Source organism: Burkholderia sp. SIMBA_062 (assembly GCF_046534765.1).
Lineage (GTDB): Bacteria > Pseudomonadota > Gammaproteobacteria > Burkholderiales > Burkholderiaceae > Burkholderia > Burkholderia ambifaria.
The window spans coordinates 198,876-224,846 of record NZ_JAWRYD010000011.1 but is presented as its reverse complement, the minus strand read 5'-3'; the positions used below and the strand labels follow the sequence as shown (position 1 = coordinate 224,846).

Sequence of the window (25,971 nt, the reverse complement as noted above, 5' to 3'; positions counted from 1 at the left end):
ACGTCGTGATCAAAAAATTCATTCGCAAGCTGCTCGGCCAGGACGACGCCGAACAAACGTCGCCCGTCGAGGCGCCCGCCGTCGAAACGGCCCCCGCTCCGCGCCCCGCAAAGGGTAGCCGCGGCAGCGGCACTGCCAAAAAATCGCGCGGCAATCACGAACCGACCGTCGTGCCGGCCAGCGTGCACCAGATCGATCCGTCATTGATCTCGAGGAACGCGGTGCGCGTGACCGACACGCTGCAGCAGGCGGGTTTTCGCGCGTTCATCGTCGGCGGCGCGGTGCGCGACCTGCTGCTCGGCATCGCGCCGAAGGACTTCGACGTCGCGACCGACGCGACGCCGACCGAGGTCCAGCGCCTGTTCCGCCGTGCGCGCCTGATCGGCCGCCGCTTCCAGATCGTCCACGTGCAGTTCGGCCAGGAACTGATCGAGGTGTCGACGTTCCGCGCAATGGTCGACGCGCCGCCCGAAGCCGCCGCGGCCGAGCCGCCGAAGCGCCTGAAGCGCGACGAACTCGATCGCCGCACGCATGCGGTGGATGCAAGCGGCCGCGTGCTGCGCGACAACGTCTGGGGCGAACAGCACGAAGACGCCGCGCGCCGCGACTTCACGATCAACGCAATGTACTACGACCCGTCGACACAGACGGTGCTCGACTACCACGACGGGATGGCCGACATCCGCGCCCGCCTGCTGCGGATGATCGGCGATCCGGCCACGCGCTATCGCGAGGATCCGGTGCGGATGCTGCGCGTCGTGCGCTTCGCGGCGAAGCTCGGCTTCGAGATCGAGACGCACACGCGCGAGCCGATCAACGCGTTGGCCGACCTGATCAACAACGTGCCGGCCGCTCGCCTGTTCGACGAAATGCTGAAGCTGCTGCTGTCGGGCCAGGCGCTCGCGTGCCTGCAGCGGTTACGCAAGGAAGGCCTGCACCACGGGCTGCTGCCGATCCTCGACGTCGTGCTCGAACAGCCGCAGGGCGAGAAGTTCATCACGCTCGCGCTGAACAACACCGACGCGCGTGTGCGTGCCGGCAAGCCGGTGTCGCCGGGCTTCCTGTTCGCGACGCTGCTGTGGCACGACATGCGCCAGCGCTTCGAACAATACACGGCCGAAGGCGAAATCCCGGTGCCGGCGCTGCATCGCGCGATGGACGATGTGATCGACATGCAGACCGAGAAGCTCGCGATCCACAAGCGCTACTCGGCCGACATGCGCGAGATCTGGGGCCTGCAGCTGCGCCTGGAAAAACGCTCGGGCCGCAGCGCGATGCGGCTGCTGGAACACCAAAGGTTTAGAGCGGGGTATGATTTCCTCCTGTTACGCTGCGAATCCGGCGAGCTGGAAGCAGCTGTCGGCCAGTGGTGGACGGATTTCATCGAAGGCGACGCAGCCGCTCGTGAGGCACTTCTCACGCAAGGCGGCTCGAAGGAAAAATCGCCCCGCAAGCGGCGCCGCCGCGGCGGCGTGCGAAACCGCAAGCCGGACGAAGGCGCGGCCGAGCAGGCGCCGGACACCGCGGGCGGTACCGCGAGCGGTTCCGACGACTGACGCGCTCGCCGGCGAACGACGTAGGAAGTGATGCCATGACGGTTGCATATATCGGACTGGGGGCGAATCTCGGGGATGCACGCCAGACCCTGAAGGACGCGGTGGTGTGCCTTGCGCAGCAGCGCACCATCTCGATCCTCGGCAAGTCGAGCCTGTATCGCACGGCGCCTTTCGAGGCGGGCGGCGACGATTACTACAACTGCGTCGTCAAGCTCGACACGACACTGTCGGCCCGGGAGCTGCTCGCGCTCTGCCAGAAGATCGAACATCACTTCGGGCGCGAGCGCCCGTATCGCAACGCGCCGCGCACGCTCGACCTCGACATCCTGCTGTTCGGCACCGACTCGATCGACGAACCCGACCTGATCGTCCCGCATCCGCGCCTCACCGATCGCGCATTCGCACTCGTGCCGCTCGTCGAAATCGAGCCGGCGCTCGACATCCCGGCGCGCGGCCGCGCCGATGCGTTCCTCGCCGCCGTCGCCGACCAGCGCGTCGAGAAGGTGCAGACCTGTCAATGCCTGATGCAGAAGGCCCTGGCCGCCGGCGCAGACGCCGACAAAAACCGCTGCCCATGAACCCCACTCCGCTGACCGTCACCGCACCCGACCTGCGCGCCCCCCATCGCTATCTCGTGATCGAAGGCCCGATCGGCGTCGGCAAGACGACGCTCGCGCGTTTGCTCGGCGAACGCTGGTCGATGCAGGCGCTGCTCGAACGCCCGCAGGACAACCCGTTCCTCGAACGCTTCTACCGCGACACCGCGCGCTACGCGCTGCCCGCGCAGCTGTCGTTCGCGCTGCAGCGCGCGCAGCAGGCGCGCGAACTGATCGGCGCGCTCGACACGGGCCGGCCCGTCGTCGCCGACTACATGCCGCAGAAGAACGACATCTTCGCGCGGCTGAATCTGCCGGAAGACGAATGGCAGTTGTATCGGTCGATCGCGACGCATCTCGATGTGCCGCAGGCGCCCGCGCCCGATCTCGTCGTCTACCTGCAGGCGAGCCCCGAGGTGCTGTTCTCGCGCATCCAGAAGCGCGGGCTGCCGATGGAACTGCAGATCAGCGACGCGTACCTGCGCTCGCTCGTCGACGCGTACAACGAATTCTTCTATCACTACGACCGCACGCCGGTACTGACGGTCGCAGCCGAACACCTGAACCCGCAGGATTCCCCCGAAGACCTCGCGCTGCTGATCGAGCGCATCGAGACGATGCGCGGCCGCAAGGAATTCTTCGTCAAGGGCGAGACGACGCGCTGACGCGTCCTCGCCTGTCGTTTTCACCATCGAACCGGATTTCCCATGACCTATCTCCAGGAATCGAGCCGGCCTGCCGTCACGGTGCCGAAGCTGCAGGCAATGCGCGATGCCGGCGAGAAGATCGCGATGCTCACCTGCTACGACGCGAGCTTCGCCGCGCTGCTAGACCGCTCGGGCGTCGACGTGCTGCTGATCGGCGATTCGCTCGGCAACGTACTGCAGGGCCACACGACCACGCTGCCCGTGTCGCTCGACGACATCGCGTACCACACCGCCTGTGTCGCGCGCGTGCAGCCGCGCGCACTGATCGTGGCCGACCTGCCGTTCGGCACCTACGGCACGCCGGCCGAGGCATTCGCGAGCGCCGTTAAGCTGATGCGCGCCGGCGCGCAGATGGTCAAGCTCGAAGGCGGCGAGTGGCTCGCCGACACGATCCGCTTCCTCGTCGAGCGTGCGGTACCCGTGTGTGCGCACGTTGGCCTCACGCCGCAGTCGGTGCACGCGTTCGGCGGCTTCAAGGTACAGGGCAAGACCGAGGCCGGCGCCGCGCAACTGCTGCGCGACGCGCGCGCGGTCGAGGATGCCGGTGCGCAACTCGTCGTGCTCGAAGCCGTGCCGACGCTCGTCGCATCCGAAGTCACGCACATGCTCAAGATTCCGACGATCGGCATCGGCGCAGGCACCGATTGCTCGGGCCAGGTGCTCGTGCTGCACGACATGCTCGGCATTTTCCCCGGCAAGCGTCCGCGCTTCGTGAAGGACTTCATGCAGGGTCAGCCGACCATCCAGGCGGCCGTCGAAGCCTATGCGCGCGCGGTGAAGGACGGTTCGTTCCCCGGCCCCGAACACTCGTTCTGACACGCGGCCGGCGGCTCGTTCGCCGGTGCGGCCTCGATACAAAAAAGCGCGGCACCCTTTGCGGGGTGCCGCGCTTTTTGTCTGGACGCCCGGTTGCCGAAGATGTGCGGCGCCGGTCGTTCGGGCACGCCGCCCGAACCCTCGGTGCGTCATGTCAATACCGCGTCGAGCGCGCCGCGCAGCGCGTTGGTCAGCAGCAGCGCTTGCGCGCGCGCCAGGTCGCCACGCGTGACGATACGCTCCACCGCGTCGAACGCGGCGTCGTCGAGCAGCACGCCGCGCATCACGCCCGGCAGCACACCACTCGCCAGCGGCGGCGTCACCCACTGACCGTCGAGCTTCACGAACAGGTTCGAGCGCCCGCCTTCCGTCACCTCGCCGCGCTCATTGACGAACAGCATGTCGAAACCGCCGAGCGCTTCCGCTGCCTGCCACGCACGGTCGTATTCGGCGCGACGCGTGGTCTTGTGCAGCAGCAACGCGTCGTCGGTGCGGGTCGGCGCGAAGCCGTGCGCGGCCGCGAGCATCACGCGCACCGGCCCCGCGGGCAGCGGCTTCAGCGCCGCGGCCGTGATGTCGAGCGTGCCGTCCTTCGCGAGCGCGAGCTTCATCCGGTACGGGCCATCGCCGTCGAGTGCCGCGCAGCGCGCCTCCACCTCGCGACGCAACGCGTCGGCGTCGAGGCGGAAGCCGAACGCGTCCGCGCTGCCCTGCAGCCGCGCGAGATGGCGCTCGAAATACCGGATGCCGTCCGCACGGGTGGCCGCCGTGGTTTCGAACAACTGGAAGCCGGGATCGGCGTCGGTCAGGAATCGTGCTTTCAATTCACACTCCGCATATTCGTCGGCGGCAATGCTGTCGAGCACGATGCCCGCGCCGACGCCCATCGTGCCGCGCCGCCGCCCGGCCCGGCGAGCCGCCGCCTCGCGCGCGTCGACCGTTGCGACAGCATCGATACCGACCGCTTCGAGCGTCAGCGTCCGGATCGCGACCGACAGGCAGAAATCGCCGCAGCCGGCCACGCCGTCGGGCACCGCGTCGCCTGTCGACTGGTCTTCCTTCGGCGCATCGAGCCAGCCGATCGCGCCCGTATAGAGGCCGCGCGGCGTCGACTCGATCGCGTCGATCAGTTCCATCGTCTTGTGCTTCGGCGCACCGGTGATCGATCCGCAGGGAAACAGCGCGCGCAGCATCTGCGCGAATGTCGTCCCGTCGCGCCAGCCGGCCTCGACCGTCGACGTCATCTGCCACACCGACGCATACGGCTCGACCGAGAACAGCGCCGGCACCTTGACCGTGCCCGTGCGCGCGATCCGCGACACGTCGTTGCGCAGCAGGTCGACGATCATCACGTTTTCCGCGCGGTTCTTCGGATCGTTCGCGAGGAACGCGGCCGCCGCCGCATCGTCACGCGGATCGGCCGAGCGCGGCGCGGTGCCCTTCATCGGCCGCGCGCGCAGCACGTCGCCGTGCTTCTCGACGAACAGCTCCGGCGAGCACGACACGACCCACGCGCCGCAGGGCAGCGCGATCAGCGCGCCGTAACGCACGGGCTGACGCGCGCGTAGCCGCCGGTACAGCGCGAGCGGCGTGCCGAACATGTCGAAATGCAGCCGGTACGTGTAGTTGATCTGGTACGAGTCGCCCGCGCGCAGTGCATCGTGCACGGCGGCGATCGCCGCGTCGAACGCGTCGCGCGACACGCTCTTCGCGACGTGCGCGACACCGGCGATCGACGGCGGGCCGCCGCCATCCTGTTGCGCGAGCCACGCGTCGACTTCGTCGCGCGACAGGCGCTCGCACCGCGCATACAGCAAAAAGCGCAGCGGGGCATGGCCCGGCTGCGCTCTTTCCAGATTGCGTCCGAATTCGTAGTCGCCGACGACGACCGCATGCAGCCCGTCGCGCAGGTCCTGCGCCACCGCCGCATCGATTTCGTCGAGCCGCGCCGGATCCGTGCATACGCGTTCACGCACGAAACCGGAATACAAACGACTCGACCGCGCAACCGCGGTCGAGTCGCAATCGTCCAAGAGCGCGAATGACGCGCTCTCGTTGCCTTCAGTCATGCCGTTACTCGAAGAAGCTCTTCACCCGGTCGAACCAGCTCTTGCTCTGCGGGCTGTGACGCGCACCGCCCTCGGCCAGCGACTTCTCGAACTGCTTGAGCAGGTCGCGCTGCTGGTCGGTCAGCTTCACGGGCGTCTCGACCTGCACGTGTACGTACAGATCGCCCGCGATGCTCGAACGCAGACCCTTGATGCCCTTGCCGCGCAGGCGGAACGTCTTGCCCGACTGCGTGCCTTCCGGCACCGGGAACGATGCGCGGCCGGCCAGCGTCGGCACCTCGATCTCGCCGCCGAGCGCGGCGGTCGTGAACGGGATCGGCATCTGGCAGTGCAGATCGTCGCCGTCGCGCTCGAACACCGAATGCGGCTTGATGTGGATCTCGACGTACAGATCGCCCGGCGGCCCGCCGTTGATGCCGGGCTCGCCGTTGCCGGCCGAGCGGATCCGCATCCCGTCGTCGATGCCGGCCGGGATCTTCACTTCGAGCGTCTTGGTTTCCTTCACCTTGCCCGACCCGTGGCAGTGCACGCACGGTTCCGGGATGTAGGTGCCGGTGCCGTGGCACTTCGGACAGGTCTGCTGGATGCTGAAGAAGCCCTGCGACATGCGCACCGTGCCCTGGCCGTGACAGGTCGGGCAGGTTTCCGGCTTCGTGCCGGGCTTCGCGCCCGAGCCGTGACAGACTTCGCACGACACCCAGCTCGGCACGCGGATCTGCGTGTCGTAGCCGTGCGCGGCCTGCTCGAGCGTGATTTCCATGCTGTAGCGCAGGTCGGCGCCGCGATACACCTGCGGGCCGCCGCGGCCGCCGCGCGCGGCGCCGCCCGCGGCCTGGCCGAAGATGTCGCCGAAGATATCGCCGAACGCATCCGCGAAACCGCCGAAACCCTGGCCGCCCGCACCGCCCATGTTCGGATCGACGCCCGCGTGGCCGTACTGGTCGTACGCCGCACGCTTCTGGCCGTCCGACAGCATTTCATAGGCTTCCTTCACTTCCTTGAAATGCTCTTCCGCATCCTTGCTGTCCGGATTGCGGTCAGGGTGATACTTCATCGCAAGCTTGCGATATGCCTTCTTGATTTCGTCGTCGCTCGCGTTCTTCGCGACGCCCAGAACCTCGTAGTAATCCCGTTTCGCCATATCGATTCACTGTGCCTTCGCGCGTCGCACGCGCGGCGGCTCCTTTCGCCCGCAGTAAAGTCTCTCGACTCGTCTGGCGCTGCGCCGTCCGCGGACGGCTCGCGCAGCACCCGCCAAAAAACAAATGTGCCCGGAGGGCCGCGAAGCCCGCCAGGCGTGGAGTCGATCCGGCCATCCGGAAGGGAAAGACAGACCGCTGTTCAGCCGCGCCGCGCGCGTATCGCGCGCGGCGTGCGGTGCCATGGCAACCCGGCTTAGTCCTTCTTCACTTCCTTGAACTCGGCGTCGACGACGTCGTCGGCGGCCTGCTGCGCACCACCCGCGTGGGCCGCGCCTTCCGCTGCACCCGCCGCGCCGGCCGCACCGGCCTGCTGCGCCTGCATGTCGGCGTACATCTTTTCGCCGAGCTTCTGCGAAACCTGACCGAGTTCCTCGACCTTCGCGTCGATCGCCGCCTTGTCGGCCGACGTATCCTTCAGCGCGTCCTCGAGCGACTTCAGCGCCGCCTCGATCTTTTCCTTCTCGCCGGCGTCCAGCTTGTCGCCGTACTCGGTGAGCGCCTTCTTCGTGCTGTGGACCAGCGCGTCGCCCTGGTTGCGCGAATCAGCCAGCTCGCGCAGCTTGTGGTCTTCCGCTGCGTTCGCTTCCGCGTCCTTGATCATCTGGTCGATTTCGGCGTCGGACAGGCCCGAGTTCGCCTTGATCGTGATCTTGTTTTCCTTGCCGGTCGCCTTGTCCTTCGCGCCGACGTGCAGGATGCCGTTCGCGTCGATGTCGAAGGTCACTTCGATCTGCGGCACGCCGCGCGGCGACGGCGGGATGCCTTCGAGGTTGAACTCGCCGAGCAGCTTGTTGCCCGCCGCCATCTCGCGTTCGCCCTGGAACACCTTGATCGTCACGGCCGACTGGTTGTCGTCCGCCGTCGAATACACCTGTGCGTGCTTCGTCGGGATCGTCGTGTTCTTGCTGATCATCTTCGTCATCACGCCGCCGAGCGTCTCGATACCGAGCGACAGCGGGGTCACGTCGAGCAGCAGCACGTCCTTGCGGTCGCCCGACAGCACCTGGCCCTGGATCGCCGCGCCGACCGCGACGGCTTCGTCCGGGTTCACGTCACGGCGCGGATCCTTGCCGAAGAACTCCTTCACCTTCTCCTGCACCTTCGGCATGCGGGTCTGGCCGCCGACCAGGATCACGTCGTCGATGTCCGACACCTTGACGCCGGCGTCCTTGATCGCGATGCGGCACGGTTCGATCGTGCGCTCGACGAGGTCCTCGACCAGCGCTTCCAGCTTCGCGCGGGTGATCTTCAGGTTCAAGTGCTTCGGACCCGATGCGTCGGCCGTGATGTACGGCAGGTTGATTTCGGTCTGCTGGCTCGACGACAGCTCGATCTTCGCCTTTTCGGCCGCTTCCTTCAGGCGCTGCAGCGCGAGCACGTCCTTCGACAGGTCGACGCCCTGCTCCTTCTTGAACTCGCCGATGATGTAATCGATGATGCGCTGGTCGAAGTCCTCGCCGCCGAGGAACGTGTCGCCGTTGGTCGACAGCACTTCGAACTGCATTTCGCCGTCGACGTCCGCGATCTCGATGATCGACACGTCGAACGTGCCGCCGCCGAGGTCATACACGGCGATCTTGCGGTCGCCCTTCTCGGCCTTGTCGAGGCCGAATGCGAGCGCGGCCGCGGTCGGCTCGTTGATGATCCGCTTGACTTCGAGGCCCGCGATGCGGCCGGCGTCCTTGGTCGCCTGGCGCTGGCTGTCGTTGAAGTACGCCGGCACCGTGATCACGGCTTCCGTGACCGGCTCGCCGAGGTAGTCTTCGGCCGTCTTCTTCATCTTGCGCAGCACTTCCGCCGAAACCTGCGGCGGCGCGAGCTTCTCGCCGTGCGCTTCGACCCATGCGTCGCCGTTGTCGGCCTTGATGATCGCGTACGGCATCAGGCCGATGTCCTTCTGGACTTCCTTCTCTTCGAAGCGGCGGCCGATCAGGCGCTTCACCGCGAACAGCGTATTCCTCGGGTTGGTCACGGACTGACGCTTGGCCGGGGCGCCGACGAGCACTTCGTTATCGTCCATGTAGGCGATGATCGACGGCGTCGTGCGCGTGCCTTCCGAGTTCTCGATGACCTTGACCTGGTTGCCTTCCATGATGGCGACGCACGAGTTCGTGGTGCCGAGGTCAATACCGATGATCTTTCCCATTTTTCCTAATCTCCAGAAATGCTTGTTTGCTGCGCGAAACCCCGCGTTTTTGGGCGGTTTCGCGCGCCTGAATTCAACTCTGTTCCCGAAATGCGTCCGGCCGTCCCGTTTTCAAGACCCGCCCAGCGATGCGGATATTAAATTTTTTCAATCGCCGCCGGTAGCTGGATCGTGCAGGCCGCTGGCACGCTCGCCGGGCTGCGCGCCGGCCGCCGCGGCGATCTTCGCGCGCGCCGCCGACACCGCCGCCTGGAACTGCGCAAGGCCATGCCAGCCGGTCGCGCGGCCGAGCCGCTTGCCGCGGTGGAAGAAGAACCACGTCGGCACGCCATGCAGGCCGAAGCGGCGCCCCAGCTCGGGGTGTTCGTACACGTCGCAGTGGAACCACTTCAGTCCGAGCGCGCGGATCGCGTCCGGCTGGGCGAGCATCGCCTTCTTCGCGATCTCGCAATTGAAGCAGTCGACGCCCCAGAAGAACACCACGACGAGCGCATCGCCGGCGCCGGCGACACCGGCGTCGAACGTGTCGGGCGCCAGCGCCTGCATGTCGAACGCGTCGAACGCGGCCGGATCGACGCCGGCGGCAACCATCGCGGCAGCCTTACTTCGGCTGGGCGACCGTGACGAGTGCCGGGCGCAGCACGCGGTCGGCGATCATGTAGCCCTTTTGCAGGACCGTCACGACGGTATTCGGCTCCTGCTCGGCCGGCACCATCGAAATCGCCTGGTGCTGGTGCGGATCGAACTTCTCGCCGACCGGGTTGATCGCGACGACGCGGCCCTTCTCGAGCGCGCTCGTCAACTGGCGCAGCGTCAGCTCGACGCCTTCGCGCACCTTGGTGATGTCGCCGGACGTGTCGCCGACGGCGGCCTCGAGGCTGTCCAGCACCGGCAGCAGGTGCTCGGCGAAGCTCTCGATCGCAAACTTGTGCGCCTTCGAGACGTCGTCCTGCGCGCGGCGGCGGACGTTCTCCGTCTCGGCCTTCGCCCGGAGATAGCTCTCCTGCAGTTCGGCGACCTTGGCTTGAGCCTCCGCGAGCGCCGCGTCGGCTGCTTCGGCGGCGGGAGCAGCGCCTTGCGCCGCCTGCTTCTCGCTGCCGATGTCTTCGGCCGATGGGGTAGCCGGGTTCTCTTGCGTGTTTTCCATGTCGCTGAAAGTCGATTAGAGGTTGAAGCCAAATCGGCAACCGCCGGACCGTATACCCGGCGGCACCGCACATTCATGGTGCAAATAAGGGCGAAAACTGCGACTTCAAGAGGGTTATTCGCCGGCATTCGCCAGTGCCGCGAAACAACCGCGCCGCGCGCCGCCCCATTGCGCGCATTTACCGCCAAACCGGCCGAAACGGCCTGTAACAACGCTTACCTGTCCAGTACTAGCTCGGTTCGGGGGGCTGCACTACACTCCAGCTCAAGCGTCGGAAAAGCGTGTTTACCCCTAGCTGACCGCCGCCTGACATTCACCTGGCGCCGCATTCAACCGTCCCATGAGGCGAGTACCGTGAAACTGACCTTTGCCATATCGGTGGTCGCGCTGGTACTGATTGCCGGCACCACCACCATCTGCCTGTCCGGAGCCGTCACCGACCGCACGACCGAATACGGAAGCGCGCGGGCGACGTTCGACCAGATGTTCAACTTCCACCCGAAAATCTGTCGATGATGCGGCGGTCGCGCTTGGTCGGCCGGCCGTGCAGTTCCGCCGCCGGCTCCCGATACGTGCGGCGCCGCTCCAGTTCGGCGAGCCGCGCGACGCGCCCGGCTTCCGTTTCCGCGTAAAGCGTCTGCGCGATGCTCGCCGGACCGCGCACGTCGCAAATTCCCAGCACGGCAATGTGCCAGACGACACCGTCGATCGCAATCTCGACCTCGTCGCCCACGCGCACGTCCTTCGCCGGCTTCACCGCCGCGCCGCCGATCTTCACGTGCCCCTTGTCGACCGCGTCGGACGCAAGCGAGCGCGTCTTGAAGAAGCGGGCTGCCCACAGCCATTTGTCGATGCGCAGCCGCGCGCCGGGTTCCGTCGAAATCTTGTAGTTCATGCCAGCCTCCGCCGTCCCGCCCGATCGCGGCTGACCGCTCGCTCGAACGGCGAACGCAGTGCGCATAGGGGACGTGCCGTCATTTCAGTTCACCTTCAGTTCACCATTTCGGCCTGCGCGGCCTTCACCGGCCAGCCCTGCAGATTCTCGGCGACGATCTCGCCCAGCGCGCGGACCCACGCGGGCGCGCCGTTCAGGCACGGAATCCGGTGAAAGGCCTGACCGCCGCCCGCGATGAATTCGTCGCGCACTTCCATCCCGATTTCCTCGATCGTCTCCAGGCAATCGGCCGTAAAACCGGGACAGAACACGTCGGCTCGCCGCACGCCGGCCGCGCCGAGCTCACGCAGCGTCGGCGCCGTGTACGGCTGCAGCCATTCGGCCTTGCCGAAGCGTGACTGGAACGTCACACGGCATTCGAGCGTCGACAGCCCGAGCGCGGCCATCAGGAGCGCGCCCGTTTGCTGGCACTGGTCGTGATAGGGGTCGCCCAGGTCGAGCGTGCGTTTCGGCACGCCGTGAAAGCTCAGCACGAGCTTGTCGCCGGCCGCGAAATCGGGCCGGCCGTGGTGCGCCCAGTACTGGCGCACCTGCTCGGCGAGCGCGTGGATGTAGGCCGGATGGTCGGCGTACTGCCGCACCGTGCGCACTTCCGGCTGGTTGCGCATCCGCGCGAGCGCGGCAAACGCGGCATCGAATGCCGTCGCGGTGGTGGACGCCGAGTATTGCGGATACATCGGCATCAGCAGCACCCGCTCGACGCCCGCGCGCTTGAACTGCGCGAGCGCCTGCTCGATGTTCGGGCTGCCGTAGCGCATCGCGTAATCGACCGTCACCTGATAGGCGTTCGATGCGAGCAGGTGCCGCACGCCCTCGGTCTGGCGCTCGGTGTACACGCGCAGCGGCGAACCCTCGGGCATCCAGACGGCCGCGTATTTCTTCGCGGACGCGCGGCCGCGCAGCGGCAGGATCAGCGTGCGCAGCAATACCTGCCAGACGACCTGCGGGATTTCGACGACGCGAGGATCCGACAGGAATTCGGCCAGATAGCGCCGCACCGCGCGCGGCGTCGGGGCGTCGGGCGTGCCGAGATTGATCAGCAGCACGCCGATACGATGGGCGGCCGCGACGCTCGAAGGCGGCTCAAGATCGAAACGCATGGGCAGGAACGTGCTCGGGGCACGCAGTCGGACGGCTCTCAATTATAGCGGGCCGCCCCGCTCGGGTCGGCTGGCCGTTCGGCCGAATGGCGGCGCGCGCGGCGCCGCGGCACGATGGCGGGACTGTATCGGTCAGGTCATTGCTGGCTCAGCGTGAGCGACAGCAGGCGCGCGGTGATGTCGACGATCGGGATCACGCGGTTGTAAGCCATGCGGGTCGGGCCGATCACACCGAGTGTGCCGACGATCTGGCCGTTCACCTCGTAGGGTGCGGTGACGACGCTCATCTCCTCGATCGGCACGAGCGTCGATTCGCCGCCGATGAAGATCTGCACGCCCTGGGCGTGGCTCGACACGTCGAGCAGTTGCAGGAGGCCCGTCTTTTGGTCGAACACGTCGAACAGCTTGCGCAGCCGCGCCATGTCGGACGACAGATCCGCCACTTCGAGCAAGTTGCGCTCGCCGGAAATGAGCACGGTGTCCTCGGTATCGGGCACCTCGGTGCTGGCCGTCACGGCCGCATGCATCAGCGTGGTCATGTCGCCGCGCAACTGGTCGATCTCGTCGCGCAGGCGGCGGCGCACCTCGTCGAACGACAGCCCGGCGAAATGCGCGTTGATGTAGTTGGATGCCTCGGTCAGCTGCGACGGCGAATAGTCGCGCGGCGTCGCGAGCATCCGGTTCTGCACGTCGCCCTCGGGCGTGACGATGATCAGCAGGATCCGCTTGTCCGACAGGCGCATGAACTCGATCTGCTTGAACACGTGGCTGCGACGCGGCGTCAGCACGACGCCCGCGAACTGCGACAGGTTCGACAGCACGCTCGCCGCGGCCGCCACGACCCGCTGCTGGGGTTCGCCGGCCTGGAGCGTGTGCTGCACCTGCCGCGCGACGGCTTCGGCGTCGATCGGCGCCTCGACCGTCAGCATCGTGTCGACGAACAGGCGATAGCCGCGCGGCGTCGGCACGCGGCCGGCCGACGTGTGAGGGCTCGACACGAGGCCGAGCTCCTCCAGGTCGGACATCACGTTGCGGATCGTTGCCGGGCTCAGCTCGAGCCCGGAGTAACGGGACAACGTGCGCGATCCGACCGGCTGACCGTCGGCGATATACCGTTCGATCAGGGTTTTCAGGAGGGTTCGTGCGCGAGGATCTAGCATGGTGGAAAATTTTAGCGCAACCGCGCCAGCACGGCGAGTGGCAGCGGCCCCGGTCCCGCGGGCCGACCGATCCGGCCCCCTCTGCGCACAGCCGGTTCTTTTCGTCAACGAGCTATGGTGTAATGCCGGCATGAAAACCGGTAATCAGTTCAACACCGTCGCGCTCGTCGGCCGGAGCAACACGCCCGGCATCGCCGAGCCGCTCACCACGCTGGCCGGCTGCATCGCGAAGCTCGGCTTCGAGGTCGTGTTCGAAGTCGACACCGCTCGCGAGATCGGCATCTCCGGCTATCCGGCGCTCACCCCGGCCGAAATCGGGGCGCGCGCGGACGTGGCGGTCGTGCTCGGCGGCGACGGCACGATGCTCGGCATCGGCCGCCAACTCGCGCCGTACAAGACACCGCTGATCGGGATCAACCACGGCCGGCTCGGCTTCATCACCGACATCGCGGCCGCCGACATGCAGGCGCGCGTCCCGGTGATCCTGTCGGGCAAGTTCGAGCGCGAGGAGCGCTCGCTGCTCGAGGCGCGGATCGTGCGCGACGGCGAACCGATCTACCACGCGCTCGCGTTCAACGACGTCGTTGTGAACCGCAGCGGCTTTTCCGGGATGGTCGAGTTGCGCGCGTCGGTCGACGGCCGGTTCATGTACAACCAGCGTTCGGACGGCCTGATCGTCGCCACGCCGACCGGCTCGACCGCGTACGCGCTGTCGTCGGCCGGCCCGATCCTGCACCCGCAACTCCAGGGCATCGTGCTCGTGCCGATCGCGCCGCACGCGCTGTCGAACCGGCCGATCGTGCTGCCCGACGATTCGAAGATCGCGATCCAGATCGTCAGCGGCCGCGACGTCAACGTGAACTTCGACATGCAGTCGTTCACCGCGCTCGAACTGAACGACACGATCGAGGTGCGCCGCTCGAAGCACACGGTGCCGTTCCTGCATCCGGTCGGCTACAGCTACTACGCGACGCTGCGCAAGAAGCTGCACTGGAACGAACACGCATCGAACGAAGACGACACGGCGTCCTGACGCACCACTGCCCGACACCATGCTCCGCCACCTCTCGATTCGCGACTTCGTCATCGTCGCCGCGCTCGATCTCGAATTCGACAGCGGCTTTACCGTCTTTTCCGGCGAAACCGGCGCCGGCAAATCGATCCTGATCGACGCCCTCGCCCTCGCGCTCGGCGAACGCGCCGACGCGAGCGTCGTGCGCGCCGGCTGCGGCCGCGCCGACATCACCGCCGAATTCACGCCGCACGACCGCGTCGCGCGCTGGCTCGACGAACACGCGTTCGACGCCGAGGACACCGTGATGCTGCGCCGCGTGATCGACGCGAACGGCCGCTCGCGCGCGTTCATCAACGGCACCAGCGCGACGCTCGCGGAACTGCGCGGGCTCGGCGAGATGCTGGTCGACATCCATGGCCAGCACGCGCACCAGTTGCTGATGCGGCCCGACGCGCAGCGCGAGCTGTTCGACACGCACGCGGGGCTCGTCGCCGATGCCGCGAACGTCGCCCGCGCGTGGCGCGTATGGCGCGACGCGACGCAGGCGATCGACGCCGCGAAGGCGCACGAGCGCGAACTGCAGCTCGAGCGCGAAAAGCTCGCGTGGCAGCTCGCCGAGCTCGACAAGCTCGCACCGCAACCGGGCGAATGGGACGAAGTCGGCAGCGAGCACAAGCGGCTGTCGCACTCGGCGAACCTGATCGCCGGCGTGCAGGGCGCGCTCAACGCGCTGTCCGAGGCCGACGACGCGATGCTCGCGCAGCTCGGGGCGATCGTGTCGAAACTGCGCAACCTGGCCGACTACGACACGGCGCTCGGCGATGCGCTCGCGTCGCTCGAACCGGCCGAGATCCAGTTGCAGGAAGCCGTCTATTCACTGTCGCACTACGCGCAGCGCCTCGATCTCGACCCGGCCCGGCTCGCGCAGGTCGAAGCGCGCCTCGACGCGCTGCACACGACCGCCCGCAAGTTCCGGCTGCCGCCCGGCACGCTGCACGAGGAACGTGCGGCACGCCGCGCGCAGCTCGCCGCGCTCGACGCGGCCGCCGATCTCGGCGCGCTCGAAGCCGCGCAGGCGAAGGCATGGGAAGCCTATCTCGCCGACGCGAAACACCTGTCGAAGGCGCGCACGCAGGCGGCGAAGGCGCTCGGCACGGCCGTCACGGCCGGCATGCAGGAACTGTCGATGGCCGGCGGCAGCTTCGAAGTCGCGCTCGTGCCGCTGGCCGACGGCGGCCCGCACGGGCTCGAGCAGGTCGAATTCCGCGTTGCCGGGCATCCCGGCGTGCCGCTGCGCCCGCTCGCGAAAGTCGCGTCGGGCGGCGAACTCGCGCGGATCAGCCTCGCGCTCGCGGTAATCGCGAGCGCGGCGAGCCCGACGCCGACGCTGATTTTCGACGAAGTCGACACGGGGATCGGCGGCGGCGTCGCCGAAGTGGTCGGCCGCCTGCTGCATCAGCTTGGGCGCGACCGCCAGGTGCTGTGCGTGACGCACCTGCCGCAGGTGGCCGCGCGCGGCGACCATCACTACCAGGTCGCGAAAGGCGCCGACGCGCGCGGCGGCACCGTCTCGTCGGTCATCCCGCTCGACAAGGCGAGCCGGGTCGAGGAAGTCGCACGGATGCTCGGCGGGCTCGAGATCACCGCGACGACGCGCAAGCACGCGAAGGAAATGCTGGCGGCCTGACGCGGGCACCCGTTGGCCGAATGCAAAAGACCGGCGCGTGCCGGTCTTTTTTTGGGCGGGCGAACGCCCGACCACGCCCGCCCAGTGCCGCGGGCGGCGGATTCGAACGTCCGGCTCAAACGCCCGTTTCGACCGCCCCGAACACGCGCGTCCAAAGCGCCGTCACGGCCGCCCGCTCGTCGGCCACCAGGACCGGATCGACCCGCGCCTTCTCCATTCCGTCGAGCCGCAGCTTGTGCTGCAGCTTCCGGTACTTGCGGTACGCCGCGCCGACACGCTCGGCCTCGTCCTCGCCCATCAGCCCGAAGCGCGCGACCTCGCGCAGCAGCGCGATATTGCCGGTGTTGCGGATCAGCTCGGCATCGCTCGACGCATGCAGCAGCACCCAGTACTGGACGATGAACTCGATGTCGACCATCCCGCCGCGATCGTGCTTCAGGTCGAACAGCTCGGTCTGGTTCGGATGGCCCGCGAACACCTTGCCGCGCATGTCGACGATTTCCTTCGCGAGCACGTCGCCGTCGCGCGGCGTCGTCAGCACCTGCTGGCGGATCGCCTCGAAGTCCATGCCGATCTGCGTGTCGCCCGCGCTGTAGCGCGCGCGTGTGAGCGCCTGGTGCTCCCATACCCACGCGGTGTTCGCCGCATCGCCCTCGCGCAGCTGGTAGCGGCGGAACGCGTCGAGATCGGTCACGAGCAGCCCGGCCTCCCCGTTCGGCCGCAGCCGCAGGTCGATGTCGAACAGCGCGCCCGCGCCGGTCGCCGTCGTGAGCCAGGTGATCAGCCGTCGCGTAAACGTCGTGTAGACATCCGCCGAGCGCTCGTCGGGATCGTCGTACAGGAAGATCAGGTCGAGATCCGATGCGTAGCCGAGCTCCTTGCCGCCAAGCTTGCCGTACGCGATCACCGCGAACTTCGGCACGTCGCGATGGCGCTTCGCGAGCTGCGACCAGACCACTTCGATCGTCACGTCGAGCACCGCGTCGGCAAGCTCGGACAGGCGGTCGCTCACGTGCTCGACCGACAACTGCCCCGCCAGATCGATCAGCAGGATGCGGAACACCTCCGCGTGCTGCGCATGCCGCAACAGGTCCATCTGCTGCTCGGGGCCGTCGGCCGCCGCGAGACGCGCACGCAGCGCATCCTTGAAGGTGGGCCAGTCGAACGGGCTCGCGATCGCTTCGTCGTCGAGCAGTTCGTCGAGCAGTTGCGGATGGCGGATCAGGTAGCCGCCGCCCCAGCGCGTCGCGCCGAGCACGGACAGCACACGGTCGAGCGCGGCCGGGTACTCGGTCAGGAGCGCGAGATAGACGCCGCGCCGGCTGACCGTCTCGAGCAGGTCGAACAGCCGCACGACGGTTTCGTCGCGGCGCGCGGCGTCGATCCGCGGCGCGGCCTCGAGCGCGCGCTGCGCAACGCTGTCGAAGCGCTGCCGGCTCTTTTCCGGCAGGCCCGCGTAGCGCGACGACTGCCAGATCGCGCGCAGCCGCGCAAGCACGGCCGCCGGATCGGCGAAGCCCAGGCCGTCGAGGCGCGCGAGCAGCGCGTCGTCTTCGCCGTCGTCGGCGAGCGCACCGCTCCAGATCCACGCGGCCGCCGTGTCCTCACCGCCCGCGCAGGGGCCGCCGCTCACCTTGTCCGCGAAAATCTGGTCGAACTGCGCCTCGACGAAGGTGCGATGGCCATCGAGCACCGTCATCAGCGCCGCGTAGTCCGCAAAGCCGAGCGATGCGGCCAGCGCCGCGCGCTCGTCCGGATCGACCGGCATCGCATGCGTCTGCGCGTCGTCGCGGTACTGCAGCCGGTGCTCGAGCGTGCGCAGGAAGTTGTACGCGTCGGCGAGCCGCTCGCGCACGTCCTCGCCGATCAGCCCGCGCGCCTGCGCATGGCGCAGCACCGCGAGCGTCGGCCGCACGCGGAACCCCGCATCCTGACCGCCGCGGATCAGCTGGAACACCTGCGCGCTGAACTCGATCTCGCGAATCCCGCCGCGCCCGAGCTTGATGTCGTCGGCCTTGTCGGGCCGCATCGACGCGCGGCGCGCGGCTTCGTGGCGAATCTGCTGGTGCAGCGAACGGATCGCGCCGATCACGCCGAAGTCGAGATAGCGGCGGTAGACGAACGGCTTGACGATCGATTCGAGCTGCGACGCGAGCCGCCGCGCCGCGTCGCTGTCGCCTTCCGACACGAGCCGCCCCTTGATCCACGCGTAGCGCTCCCATTCGCGCCCCTGCACGTAGAAATATTCCTCGAGCATCCCGAGGCTGCAGACGAGCGGCCCCGAATCGCCGTTCGGGCGCAACCGCATGTCGACGCGAAACACGTAGCCGTCGGCCGTGACCTCGGACAGCACGCCGATCAGGCGCCGGCCGAGCCGCGTGAAGTATTCCTGGGTGGACAGCGGAGAGCGCGTGCCGCCGGCCGTCTCGCCGTCGTCCTCGTAGACGAAGATCAGGTCGATGTCCGACGACACGTTCAGCTCGCGGCCGCCCAGCTTGCCCATCCCGACGACGCCGAGCACGACGCGCTGGCCTTCGGCGCCGCGCGGCTCGCCGTACATCGCCTCGAGCTCGGCGGACAGCAGCGCGAGCGAGCGCTGCACGGCCACTTCGGCGAGATCGGTCATCGCGCCCGTCACCTCGGCGACGCTCGCGAGGCCGCGCAGGTCGCGCTCCGCGACCGCGCCGAAGACTTCGACACGCAACTGCCGCAGCGCGCGCTTCAGTTGCTCGTCGCCCGGCGTGGCCGTGCTGCCGGCCGGCGGCGCGAGCAGCTCGCTCAGGCGCACGTCGAGCTGCGAGCGGGAGAGCGGCGCGGCGGCCCACGCGGCGATCCGCCCGGACAGCGCGGGCCGCGCGGCGGCCGCGCGGGCGATGTAGCGTGAGTAGGACGGGCTGATCAGGGCGGAAGCGTCGGTCATCGAAAAGCGGGCCTGGCGGTAAGGCCCGCCGCCGCGGGACGACGCATGCGCGCCCCGCCGCCGACAGGCCCCTTGGACTCGGCGCGGTATCGCGGCGCGGGTGCGCCGCCGCGAAAACCGCGCGCCGGAAAGCCCGTGCCGTGCTGCCCCCAACGGCCGCCGGCACGAACCCCTGTGATACATTTCAACGTCAGTCTGCAAAACTACCATATCGCCGCCCTTCCGCCGCATGTCCGACCGTCAGGAATCCGCCGTACCTGCGCCCGAAGCGGGACCTCCGAAGCACGATCATCCGGTCCTGCGTCGCGTGTTCAGGGTGACGCTGGCAGTCGGTATCGGCAGCTACTTCGTCGCGTCCGCCTCGTTCCTCGGGCTGCGCTACGTCGTGCTGCCGCGCATCGACGAATTCCGCCCGCGCATCGAGCGCGCGGTGTCCGACAAGCTCCACGCGCAGCTTTCGATCGGCAGACTGTCTCCCCACTGGTCCGGCATGCAGCCGGGCGTCGAAGTCGCCAACCTCACTATTCGCGGCCGTGACGGCCGGATCGCGCTGTCGGTCCCGCACGCGACGGCCGCGCTGTCGTGGATGTCGCTGCTGCGGCTGTCGCCCGCGCTGTCGAGCCTGATCGTCGACCACCCCGACCTCGTCGTCGCGCGCGCGGCCGACGGCTCGCTGAGCGTCGCGGGCGTCGGCGTCGCGACCACCCACGGCGGCAACGACACGTTCGGCACGTGGCTGCTGAAGCAGGAAGCGATCGTGCTGCGCAACGGCACGCTGCGCTGGCGCGACGCACAGCACGACGCACCTGAGCTCGCGCTGTCGGGCATCCGCCTCGCGGTGCTCAACCACGGCCGCGTGCACAAGGCCGCGCTGCAGGCGCCCGCGAACGGCACGCTGCTGCTCGGCCCGCTCGATTTCCGCGCGCGCTTCCGGCACAAGCCGCTCCAGCCGATCGGCAAGCCGACGAACTGGACCGGCGACGCGTACCTGTCGACCGGCCCGGTCGACCTGCAGACCCTCGGCCGCTATCTCGACATCCCGCTCACGATCCATGCGGGCCGGATCGACAACGCGATCTGGGCGACCTTCGAGGACGGCCACCTGCGCTCCGCGGGCGGCGACCTGCAAGGCGCCGACGTCGTGCTGCGCGTGCGGCCGACCCAGCCGCGCCTCGACGTGCCGACGGTCGGGTTCGGCTGGGACATGGCGCTGAACGCCGGCCGCGACTACACGCTGCACCTGACGCGCTTCAACGCGGAGCTCGGCCAGCCGCCGCTGCCGGACGGCACGCCGCTCGCGCGCTCGCTCGCGCTGTCGACGCTGACCGCCCGCTACCGTGTACCGGCCGCCGACCAGGGGCAACTGCTGAGCGTCGTCGGCGACCGCGTCGATCTCGGCATCCTCAGCGAGTTCATCCGCGGGCTGCCGCTGCCGGCACGCCTACGCAACGAGCTGATCAAGCTCGACCCGCGCGGGATGGTGTCGAACTACCACATCGAGGTCGAACGCGCGAAGCCGGCGCGGCCCGACCTTGCCGACGAAGAGCGGCGCATGGGCGCCGCGCCGATCGTGCGCTACCGCTTCCTCGGCGATCTGCAAGGCATCAGCGTCGCCGCGCAGGAACCGCCGCCGGGCCTTTCCGCGCGCGGTCACCCACGCGCCGGCTGGCCGGGTGTCGAGAATTTGTGGGGCCACATCGATGCGAACGAAACCGGCGGCAGCGCGCATTTCGATACGGTCAACGCCGCGGTCACGGTGCCCGGCGAATTCGACCAGCCGCGCCTGACCTTCGACCGGCTGCGCGGCAACGCGAAATGGGTGGTCACGCCGGCGCCGGGCGACAAGCACGCGCGCGTCGACGTGACGTTGCCCGACCTGTTCGTCTCGAACCCCGATGCCGAAATCGCGGTGTCGGGCTCGTATACCAACCCCGGCCACGGCCGCGGCTCGCTCGACCTGCGCGCGGATTTCGCGCGCGCGTCGGTAGCGCGCATTCCGCGCTACCTGCCGACCGGGATGTCCGAGCGCCTGCGCGAGTATCTCGGCCATGCGCTGCAGGACGGCCAAGTAAGCAAGGGCGCGTCGATCGTCGCGCGCGGCCCGCTGGAGAAATTCCCGTTCGAACACGAGCCGGATGCCGGCGTGTTCCATATCGTCGCGCCGTTTACCGGCGGGCGCTTCGAGCCGACGCCGTACCCGCCGCGCAAGCTCGCGAACGGCACGCCGAGCTTCTGGCCGGCACTCGACGGGATCGACGGCGTGTTCGAGCTCGCGCAGAACAAGCTGCGCTTCGACATCGCCCGCGCGCGCTACAAGCGCGTCGCGCTGACCAAGGTGGCCGGCCGGATCGACGATCTCGGCAACCCGTCGAAGTCGCCGCTCATCATCGACGGCCATGCGCAAGGCCCGCTCGCGGACCTGATCGACTACGCGGACAACAGCTCGCTCGGCACGATGAGCGGGCACATCGGCCAGCGGATCGACGCGCAGGGGCCCGCATCGCTCGCGCTCAAGATCACGATTCCGCAGCACGTGCCGCATCCGCATACGCACGTCGAAGGCGCCCTTGCGTTCGGCGGCAACACGCTGTCGACCGACGGCGTGCCGCCGCTGTCCGCGCTGCGCGGCAGCGTGCGGTTCAGCGAGGCCGGCGCGTCGCTGCACGGGCTGTCGGGGCGCTTCCTCGGCGGCCCGGTGCGCGCGAACGGCAACTTCCAGTCGCATGGCCCGTACGCGGTGGACGTCGACGGCAAGCTCGCGCTCGACGCCGCGCGCGGCCTGAACCTGCGCGGCACGGCCGCGGCGCTGCTCGAGCATGTGGTCGGCGACGCGCCGTACCAGGTCGCCGTGCGCGGTGCGCCGGGCCGCCTGCCGGAGGTCAGCGCGCGTTCCGACCTGACGGGCGTCGCGCTGAACTTCCCCGCGCCGTTCGCGAAACCGGCCGGCACGCCGATGCCGTTCCGCTTCACGCTGCAGCCGGCCGCCGAGGCGGACGGCAAGCGCCTCGAACATGCCGACCTGACGCTTGGGCCCGTGTCCGCGACCTACCTGCTCGACGCGACGCGCGGCCAGCCGCTGCGCGCGGTGCGCGGCGCGATGGGCATCCACCGGATGCCCGACCTGCCGCAGGACGGCGTGAGCGCCGCCGTCGACGTCGATGAACTGGACGCCGACGCATGGCTCGCCCTCGCCCGCACCCTGCCCCACGACATGCCGCGCGCATCCGAGCAGGCCGCGCCGCGCATCGACGTCGCAAGCTTCACGCCGAAGCGCTTCGCACTTCACTTCGGCACGCTGAAGCTGCTCAAGCGCAACTGGGAAAACGTGATCATCGGCGCGTCGCACGTCGACGAGCTGTGGCAGGCGAACATCGCGTCGAACCAGGTGTCGGGCTATCTGTCGTGGGCGCCGGGCGGCGGCCACAACGGCGCGGGCGTGCTGAACGCGCGGCTCGCGAAGCTCGTGATTCCGCAAAGCGCGCAGCACGACCTCGTCGGCCGCGCGATGAACCTGCCGACGCCGACCGACCGGCCGATGCCGGCGGTCGACCTGATCGTCGACCAGGTCGTCGCGCGCGATCACGACATCGGCCGGCTCGTCGTCAATGCGCGCAACATCGACGAGGACGGCGCGCCGGTGTGGCAGCTCGACAAGCTCGAGCTGGCGAACCCGGCCGCGAAGCTGACGGCGACCGGCAACTGGCGCACCTCGCGCCGCGCGCTCGCCCGCGGCGTCGACGAAAACGAGGCGCCGCGCCGCAGCGTGTTCGACTTCAAGCTCGACATCGGCAACGCGGGCGCGCTGCTCGATCTCGTCGGCCTGCCGCGCACGGTCGCGAACGGCCACGGCACGGTGACCGGCAAGGTCGGCTGGCGCGGCGGCCCGACCGCGGTCGATCTGCCGTCGCTCGGCGGCCAGGTCGCGGTCGATCTCGAGCACGGCCAGATCCTGAAGGTCGATCCGGGTGCTGCGAAACTGCTCGGCGTGCTGAGCCTGCAGAGTCTCGCGCGCTTCCTGACGCTGAATTTCCGCGACGTGGTCGGCAAGGGGCTGCCGTTCGACAAGATCACGGGCACCGGCCGGATCTCGAACGGGATCGCGCGTACCGACGACTTCTCGATGACGACGGCGCCGGCGAACGTGACGGTGCGCGGCGCGGTCGACCTCGGCGCCGAGACGCAGGACCTGCACGCGCACGTCGCGCCGAAGATCGGCGCCGGCACGGCGGCGATCGCGGCCGCGATCATCAATCCGCTGCTCGGCGTCGGCGTGCTGGCCGCGAACTACGCGCTGTCGGAGACGCTGTCGCACGCGTTCGCGCTCGACTACGCGATCACGGGCTCGTGGGCGCATCCGCACATCGAGCGGGTGCGGGGCGATCAGGGTAAGATGAATCACGGTCCGGCCGATGCGGCGAGCCATTGACGCGCGCAGGGTGCCGGGCCGCACCCTATTTATGACGCAACCGATCCAGCGATGACCGATCACACCCGTTCCGCCACGCCCTTTCGGGTCGCCGCGCTGCAAATGGTGAGCACGCCGGACGTCGCGCGCAATCTCGCCGAAGCCGGCCGCCTGATCGCGGAAGCGGCCGGCGACGGCGCCCAGCTCGTGCTGCTGCCCGAGTATTTCTGCTTCATGGGCCACCGCGACACCGACAAGCTCGCGCTCGCCGAACCCTACCGCGACGGTCCGATCCAGCAGTTTCTCGCGCAGGCCGCGCAGCGTCACGGCATCTGGGTGATCGGCGGCACGCTGCCGCTGAAGGCGCCCGAACCCGATCGCGTGCTGAACACGACGCTCGTGTTCGATCCGAGCGGCCAGGAGGCCGCCCGCTACGACAAGATCCACCTGTTCAACTTCGAGAAAGGCGACGAATCGTTCGACGAGGCGCGCACGATCCGCGCGGGCGAGACGGTCGTCACGTTCGACGCGCCGTTCGGGCGGGTCGGCCTGTCGGTCTGTTACGATCTGCGCTTTCCGGAGCTGTATCGCAGGATGGGCGACTGCGCGCTGATCGTCGTGCCGTCGGCGTTTACGTATACGACGGGTCGCGCGCACTGGGAAATGCTGCTGCGCGCGCGGGCCGTCGAGAATCAGTGCTACGTGCTCGCGGCCGCGCAGGGCGGCAAGCACGAGAACGGCCGGCGCACCTGGGGCCACAGCATGCTGGTCGACCCGTGGGGCGAGGTCGTCGCGGTCCGCGACGAAGGCGCGAGCGTCGTGACCGGCGCGCTCGATCCGCAGCGTATCGCCGACGTGCGCCAGAGCCTGCCCGCGTGGCGGCATCGCGTGCTGGCCTGACCCGCTGACCGCCCGGGCGCTTGAAACGCCGCCCGGCCAACCCATCTGCCCAGAACGCACCCGACAACTTTTTGAGAACCCTCGATACCCGCATGAACATCATCGAACCCGGCATCCGCAATCTTGCGCTGGCGAAGGACATCCTCCTCACGCCGTACGGCCTCGACGAGAGCCTGCTCACGCGCACGATCGCCGACATCTTCACGCATCGCGTCGACTACGCGGACCTGTACTTCCAGGCGACCCGCAGCGAAGCGTGGAGCCTCGAGGAAGGCATCGTGAAGTCGGGCAGCTTCAGCATCGACCAGGGCGTCGGCGTGCGCGCGGTCGCAGGCGACCGCACCGCGTTCGCTTACTCGGACGACCTGTCGCCGGAAGCCATCGCGCAGGCGGCCGCGGCCACCAAGGCGATCGCGGCGGCCGGCGGCGGCCGCCAGAAGATCAGGGCCGCGACGTCGCTGACGGGCATCTCGGGCCGCGACCTGTATCTGCCGTCCGATCCGCTCGCGTCGCTCGACGCGACGGCCAAGGTCAAGCTGCTCGAGCGCATCGAGCAAATGGCGCGCGGGCGCGACCCGCGCGTCACGCAGGTGATGGCGGGCCTCGCCGGCGAATACGATGTCGTGCTGGTCGCGCGCAGCGACGGCGCGCTCGCGGCCGACATCCGCCCGCTCGTGCGCGTGTCGGTCACGGTGATCGCCGAGCAGAACGGCCGCCGCGAGATCGGCTCCGGCGGCGGCGGCGGCCGCTTCGACTACGCCTACTTCACCGACGACGTGCTGTCGCGCTACGTCGACGACGCCGTACACGCCGCGCTCGTGAACCTCGACGCGCGCCCCGCGCCGGCCGGCGCGATGACGGTCGTGCTCGGGCCGGGCTGGCCGGGCGTGCTGCTGCACGAGGCGATCGGCCACGGCCTCGAGGGGGACTTCAACCGCAAGGGTTCGTCGGCGTTCGCCGGCCGCATCGGCGAGCAGGTCGCCGCGAAGGGCGTGACGGTGGTCGACGACGGCACGCTGCCGAACCGCCGCGGCTCGCTGAACATCGACGACGAAGGCAACCCGACGCAGTGCACGACGCTGATCGAGGACGGCATCCTGAAGGGCTACATCCAGGACACGCTGAACGCGCGCCTGATGAAGATGCCCGTCACCGGCAACGCGCGGCGCGAATCGTACGCGGCGCTGCCGATGCCGCGCATGACCAACACGTACATGCTCAACGGCGACAAGGACCCGCAGGAAATCATCGCGTCGGTGAAGAACGGCCTGTACGCGGTGAACTTCGGCGGCGGCCAGGTCGACATCACGAACGGCAAGTTCGTGTTCTCGGCGTCCGAGGCGTACATGATCGAAAACGGCAAGGTCACCTACCCGGTGAAGGGCGCGACGCTGATCGGCAGCGGCCCGGAATCGCTGAAGTACGTGAGCATGATCGGCAACGACATGTCGCTCGACTCGGGCGTCGGCGTGTGCGGCAAGGAAGGCCAGAGCGTGCCGGTCGGCGTCGGCCAGCCGACCCTGCGGATCGACAAGATGACGGTCGGCGGTACGGCATAACCGCATCGCGGCGCAGACAATCCGCGCATTT

The 25,971-nt window shown here is 68.6% G+C and carries 19 protein-coding genes; 10 read left to right on the top strand and 9 right to left on the bottom strand.

Going from position 1 to position 25,971, the window contains the following annotated elements:
- Positions 1–5: 5 nt before the first annotated feature.
- Genes pcnB through panB form a run of 4 tightly spaced genes read left to right on the top strand, consistent with a single transcriptional unit; the run spans position 6 to position 3,675 of the window.
- The gene (gene pcnB, locus SB786_RS14840; protein ID WP_410728085.1) at positions 6–1,556 is read left to right on the top strand and encodes a polynucleotide adenylyltransferase PcnB; all 1,551 of its coding nucleotides are present in this window, start codon (positions 6–8) and stop codon (positions 1,554–1,556) included.
- Between the two features lie 35 nt (positions 1,557–1,591).
- Positions 1,592–2,134 carry a 2-amino-4-hydroxy-6-hydroxymethyldihydropteridine diphosphokinase gene (gene folK / locus SB786_RS14835; protein WP_006750662.1) on the top strand — a complete coding sequence of 181 codons (543 nt, stop codon included), beginning with the start codon at positions 1,592–1,594 and terminating at the stop codon, positions 2,132–2,134.
- Positions 2,131–2,817: a deoxynucleoside kinase gene (locus SB786_RS14830; RefSeq protein WP_410728084.1), complete on the top strand. Its 687-nt coding sequence runs from the start codon at positions 2,131–2,133 to the stop codon at positions 2,815–2,817. The genes folK and SB786_RS14830 overlap by 4 nt, the downstream gene beginning before the upstream one ends.
- A 42-nt stretch (positions 2,818–2,859) precedes the next feature.
- The gene (gene panB / locus SB786_RS14825) at positions 2,860–3,675 is read left to right on the top strand and encodes a 3-methyl-2-oxobutanoate hydroxymethyltransferase (RefSeq protein ID WP_410728083.1); all 816 of its coding nucleotides are present in this window, start codon (positions 2,860–2,862) and stop codon (positions 3,673–3,675) included.
- 149 nt (positions 3,676–3,824) lie between these two features.
- Here the strand turns inward: panB and SB786_RS14820 are convergent, their stop codons facing one another.
- The 5 genes from SB786_RS14820 to grpE all read right to left on the bottom strand — a co-directional run bounded on the left by SB786_RS14820 (position 3,825) and on the right by grpE (position 10,239).
- Positions 3,825–5,744, bottom strand: coding sequence for a chorismate-binding protein (locus SB786_RS14820; RefSeq protein WP_410728082.1), 1,920 nt, complete (start codon positions 5,742–5,744; stop codon positions 3,825–3,827).
- Positions 5,745–5,748: 4 nt separating this feature from the next.
- The gene (gene dnaJ / locus SB786_RS14815; protein WP_006755483.1) at positions 5,749–6,885 is read right to left on the bottom strand and encodes a molecular chaperone DnaJ; all 1,137 of its coding nucleotides are present in this window, start codon (positions 6,883–6,885) and stop codon (positions 5,749–5,751) included.
- Between the two features lie 254 nt (positions 6,886–7,139).
- Positions 7,140–9,092: a molecular chaperone DnaK gene (gene dnaK, locus SB786_RS14810; RefSeq protein WP_006755484.1), complete on the bottom strand. Its 1,953-nt coding sequence runs from the start codon at positions 9,090–9,092 to the stop codon at positions 7,140–7,142.
- Between the two features lie 147 nt (positions 9,093–9,239).
- A complete protein-coding gene (locus SB786_RS14805) occupies positions 9,240–9,683 on the bottom strand; it encodes a thioredoxin family protein (protein WP_410728081.1) in 444 nt (147 codons plus the stop codon).
- 10 nt (positions 9,684–9,693) lie between these two features.
- Entirely contained in the window at positions 9,694–10,239 is a 546-nt protein-coding gene (gene grpE, locus SB786_RS14800) for a nucleotide exchange factor GrpE (protein WP_006761202.1), read from the bottom strand.
- Between the two features lie 354 nt (positions 10,240–10,593).
- Here grpE and SB786_RS14795 point away from each other — a divergent pair, with 354 nt between their 5' ends.
- The gene (locus SB786_RS14795; RefSeq protein WP_006761204.1) at positions 10,594–10,755 is read left to right on the top strand and encodes a hypothetical protein; all 162 of its coding nucleotides are present in this window, start codon (positions 10,594–10,596) and stop codon (positions 10,753–10,755) included.
- Here the strand turns inward: SB786_RS14795 and SB786_RS14790 are convergent.
- From SB786_RS14790 to hrcA, 3 genes are all read right to left on the bottom strand, one after another.
- Positions 10,727–11,134, bottom strand: a complete 408-nt coding sequence (locus SB786_RS14790; protein ID WP_006761205.1) for an RNA-binding S4 domain-containing protein — start codon at positions 11,132–11,134, stop codon at positions 10,727–10,729. The genes SB786_RS14795 and SB786_RS14790 overlap by 29 nt on opposite strands.
- A gap of 95 nt (positions 11,135–11,229) precedes the next feature.
- The gene (hemH, locus tag SB786_RS14785; protein WP_410728080.1) at positions 11,230–12,294 is read right to left on the bottom strand and encodes a ferrochelatase; all 1,065 of its coding nucleotides are present in this window, start codon (positions 12,292–12,294) and stop codon (positions 11,230–11,232) included.
- 137 nt (positions 12,295–12,431) lie between these two features.
- Entirely contained in the window at positions 12,432–13,454 is a 1,023-nt protein-coding gene (hrcA, locus tag SB786_RS14780) for a heat-inducible transcriptional repressor HrcA (RefSeq protein WP_006752732.1), read from the bottom strand.
- Between the two features lie 130 nt (positions 13,455–13,584).
- Between hrcA and SB786_RS14775 the strand changes: the two genes are divergently transcribed.
- Together SB786_RS14775 and recN are read left to right on the top strand one after the other, a co-directional pair.
- Positions 13,585–14,487 carry an NAD kinase gene (locus tag SB786_RS14775; protein WP_410728079.1) on the top strand — a complete coding sequence of 301 codons (903 nt, stop codon included), beginning with the start codon at positions 13,585–13,587 and terminating at the stop codon, positions 14,485–14,487.
- Positions 14,488–14,506: 19 nt separating this feature from the next.
- Positions 14,507–16,156 (top strand): DNA repair protein RecN, encoded by a 1,650-nt coding sequence (recN, locus tag SB786_RS14770; RefSeq protein WP_410728078.1) that lies wholly within the window; start codon positions 14,507–14,509, stop codon positions 16,154–16,156.
- A gap of 115 nt (positions 16,157–16,271) precedes the next feature.
- Here recN and glnE read toward each other — a convergent pair whose 3' ends face one another.
- Positions 16,272–19,076, bottom strand: a complete 2,805-nt coding sequence (gene glnE, locus SB786_RS14765; RefSeq protein WP_410728077.1) for a bifunctional [glutamate--ammonia ligase]-adenylyl-L-tyrosine phosphorylase/[glutamate--ammonia-ligase] adenylyltransferase — start codon at positions 19,074–19,076, stop codon at positions 16,272–16,274.
- Between the two features lie 229 nt (positions 19,077–19,305).
- Here glnE and SB786_RS14760 point away from each other — a divergent pair, with 229 nt between their 5' ends.
- The 3 genes from SB786_RS14760 (at position 19,306) to tldD (ending at position 25,940) form a co-directional block, all read left to right on the top strand.
- The gene (locus SB786_RS14760) at positions 19,306–23,502 is read left to right on the top strand and encodes a YhdP family protein (RefSeq protein WP_410728076.1); all 4,197 of its coding nucleotides are present in this window, start codon (positions 19,306–19,308) and stop codon (positions 23,500–23,502) included.
- Between the two features lie 51 nt (positions 23,503–23,553).
- On the top strand, positions 23,554–24,381 hold the full coding sequence (locus SB786_RS14755; protein ID WP_410728075.1) for a carbon-nitrogen hydrolase family protein: 828 nt from the start codon (positions 23,554–23,556) through the stop codon (positions 24,379–24,381).
- Positions 24,382–24,473: 92 nt separating this feature from the next.
- Positions 24,474–25,940, top strand: coding sequence for a metalloprotease TldD (tldD, locus tag SB786_RS14750; RefSeq protein ID WP_012363145.1), 1,467 nt, complete (start codon positions 24,474–24,476; stop codon positions 25,938–25,940).
- Positions 25,941–25,971: the final 31 nt, after the last annotated feature.

Excerpts from the sequence above, each read along its gene's own strand:
- folK (WP_006750662.1), top strand. The coding sequence starts at position 1,592 with ATGACGGTTGCATATATCGGACTGGGGGCGAATCTCGGGGATGCACGC.
- SB786_RS14830 (WP_410728084.1), top strand. The coding sequence starts at position 2,131 with ATGAACCCCACTCCGCTGACCGTCACCGCACCCGACCTGCGCGCCCCC.
- panB (WP_410728083.1), top strand. The coding sequence starts at position 2,860 with ATGACCTATCTCCAGGAATCGAGCCGGCCTGCCGTCACGGTGCCGAAG.
- SB786_RS14820 (WP_410728082.1), bottom strand. The coding sequence starts at position 5,744 with ATGACTGAAGGCAACGAGAGCGCGTCATTCGCGCTCTTGGACGATTGC.
- dnaJ (WP_006755483.1), bottom strand. The coding sequence starts at position 6,885 with ATGGCGAAACGGGATTACTACGAGGTTCTGGGCGTCGCGAAGAACGCG.
- dnaK (WP_006755484.1), bottom strand. The coding sequence starts at position 9,092 with ATGGGAAAGATCATCGGTATTGACCTCGGCACCACGAACTCGTGCGTC.
- SB786_RS14805 (WP_410728081.1), bottom strand. The coding sequence starts at position 9,683 with ATGGTTGCCGCCGGCGTCGATCCGGCCGCGTTCGACGCGTTCGACATG.
- grpE (WP_006761202.1), bottom strand. The coding sequence starts at position 10,239 with ATGGAAAACACGCAAGAGAACCCGGCTACCCCATCGGCCGAAGACATC.
- SB786_RS14790 (WP_006761205.1), bottom strand. The coding sequence starts at position 11,134 with ATGAACTACAAGATTTCGACGGAACCCGGCGCGCGGCTGCGCATCGAC.
- hemH (WP_410728080.1), bottom strand. The coding sequence starts at position 12,294 with ATGCGTTTCGATCTTGAGCCGCCTTCGAGCGTCGCGGCCGCCCATCGT.
- hrcA (WP_006752732.1), bottom strand. The coding sequence starts at position 13,454 with ATGCTAGATCCTCGCGCACGAACCCTCCTGAAAACCCTGATCGAACGG.
- SB786_RS14775 (WP_410728079.1), top strand. The coding sequence starts at position 13,585 with ATGAAAACCGGTAATCAGTTCAACACCGTCGCGCTCGTCGGCCGGAGC.
- recN (WP_410728078.1), top strand. The coding sequence starts at position 14,507 with ATGCTCCGCCACCTCTCGATTCGCGACTTCGTCATCGTCGCCGCGCTC.
- glnE (WP_410728077.1), bottom strand. The coding sequence starts at position 19,076 with ATGACCGACGCTTCCGCCCTGATCAGCCCGTCCTACTCACGCTACATC.
- SB786_RS14760 (WP_410728076.1), top strand. The coding sequence starts at position 19,306 with ATGTCCGACCGTCAGGAATCCGCCGTACCTGCGCCCGAAGCGGGACCT.
- SB786_RS14755 (WP_410728075.1), top strand. The coding sequence starts at position 23,554 with ATGACCGATCACACCCGTTCCGCCACGCCCTTTCGGGTCGCCGCGCTG.
- tldD (WP_012363145.1), top strand. The coding sequence starts at position 24,474 with ATGAACATCATCGAACCCGGCATCCGCAATCTTGCGCTGGCGAAGGAC.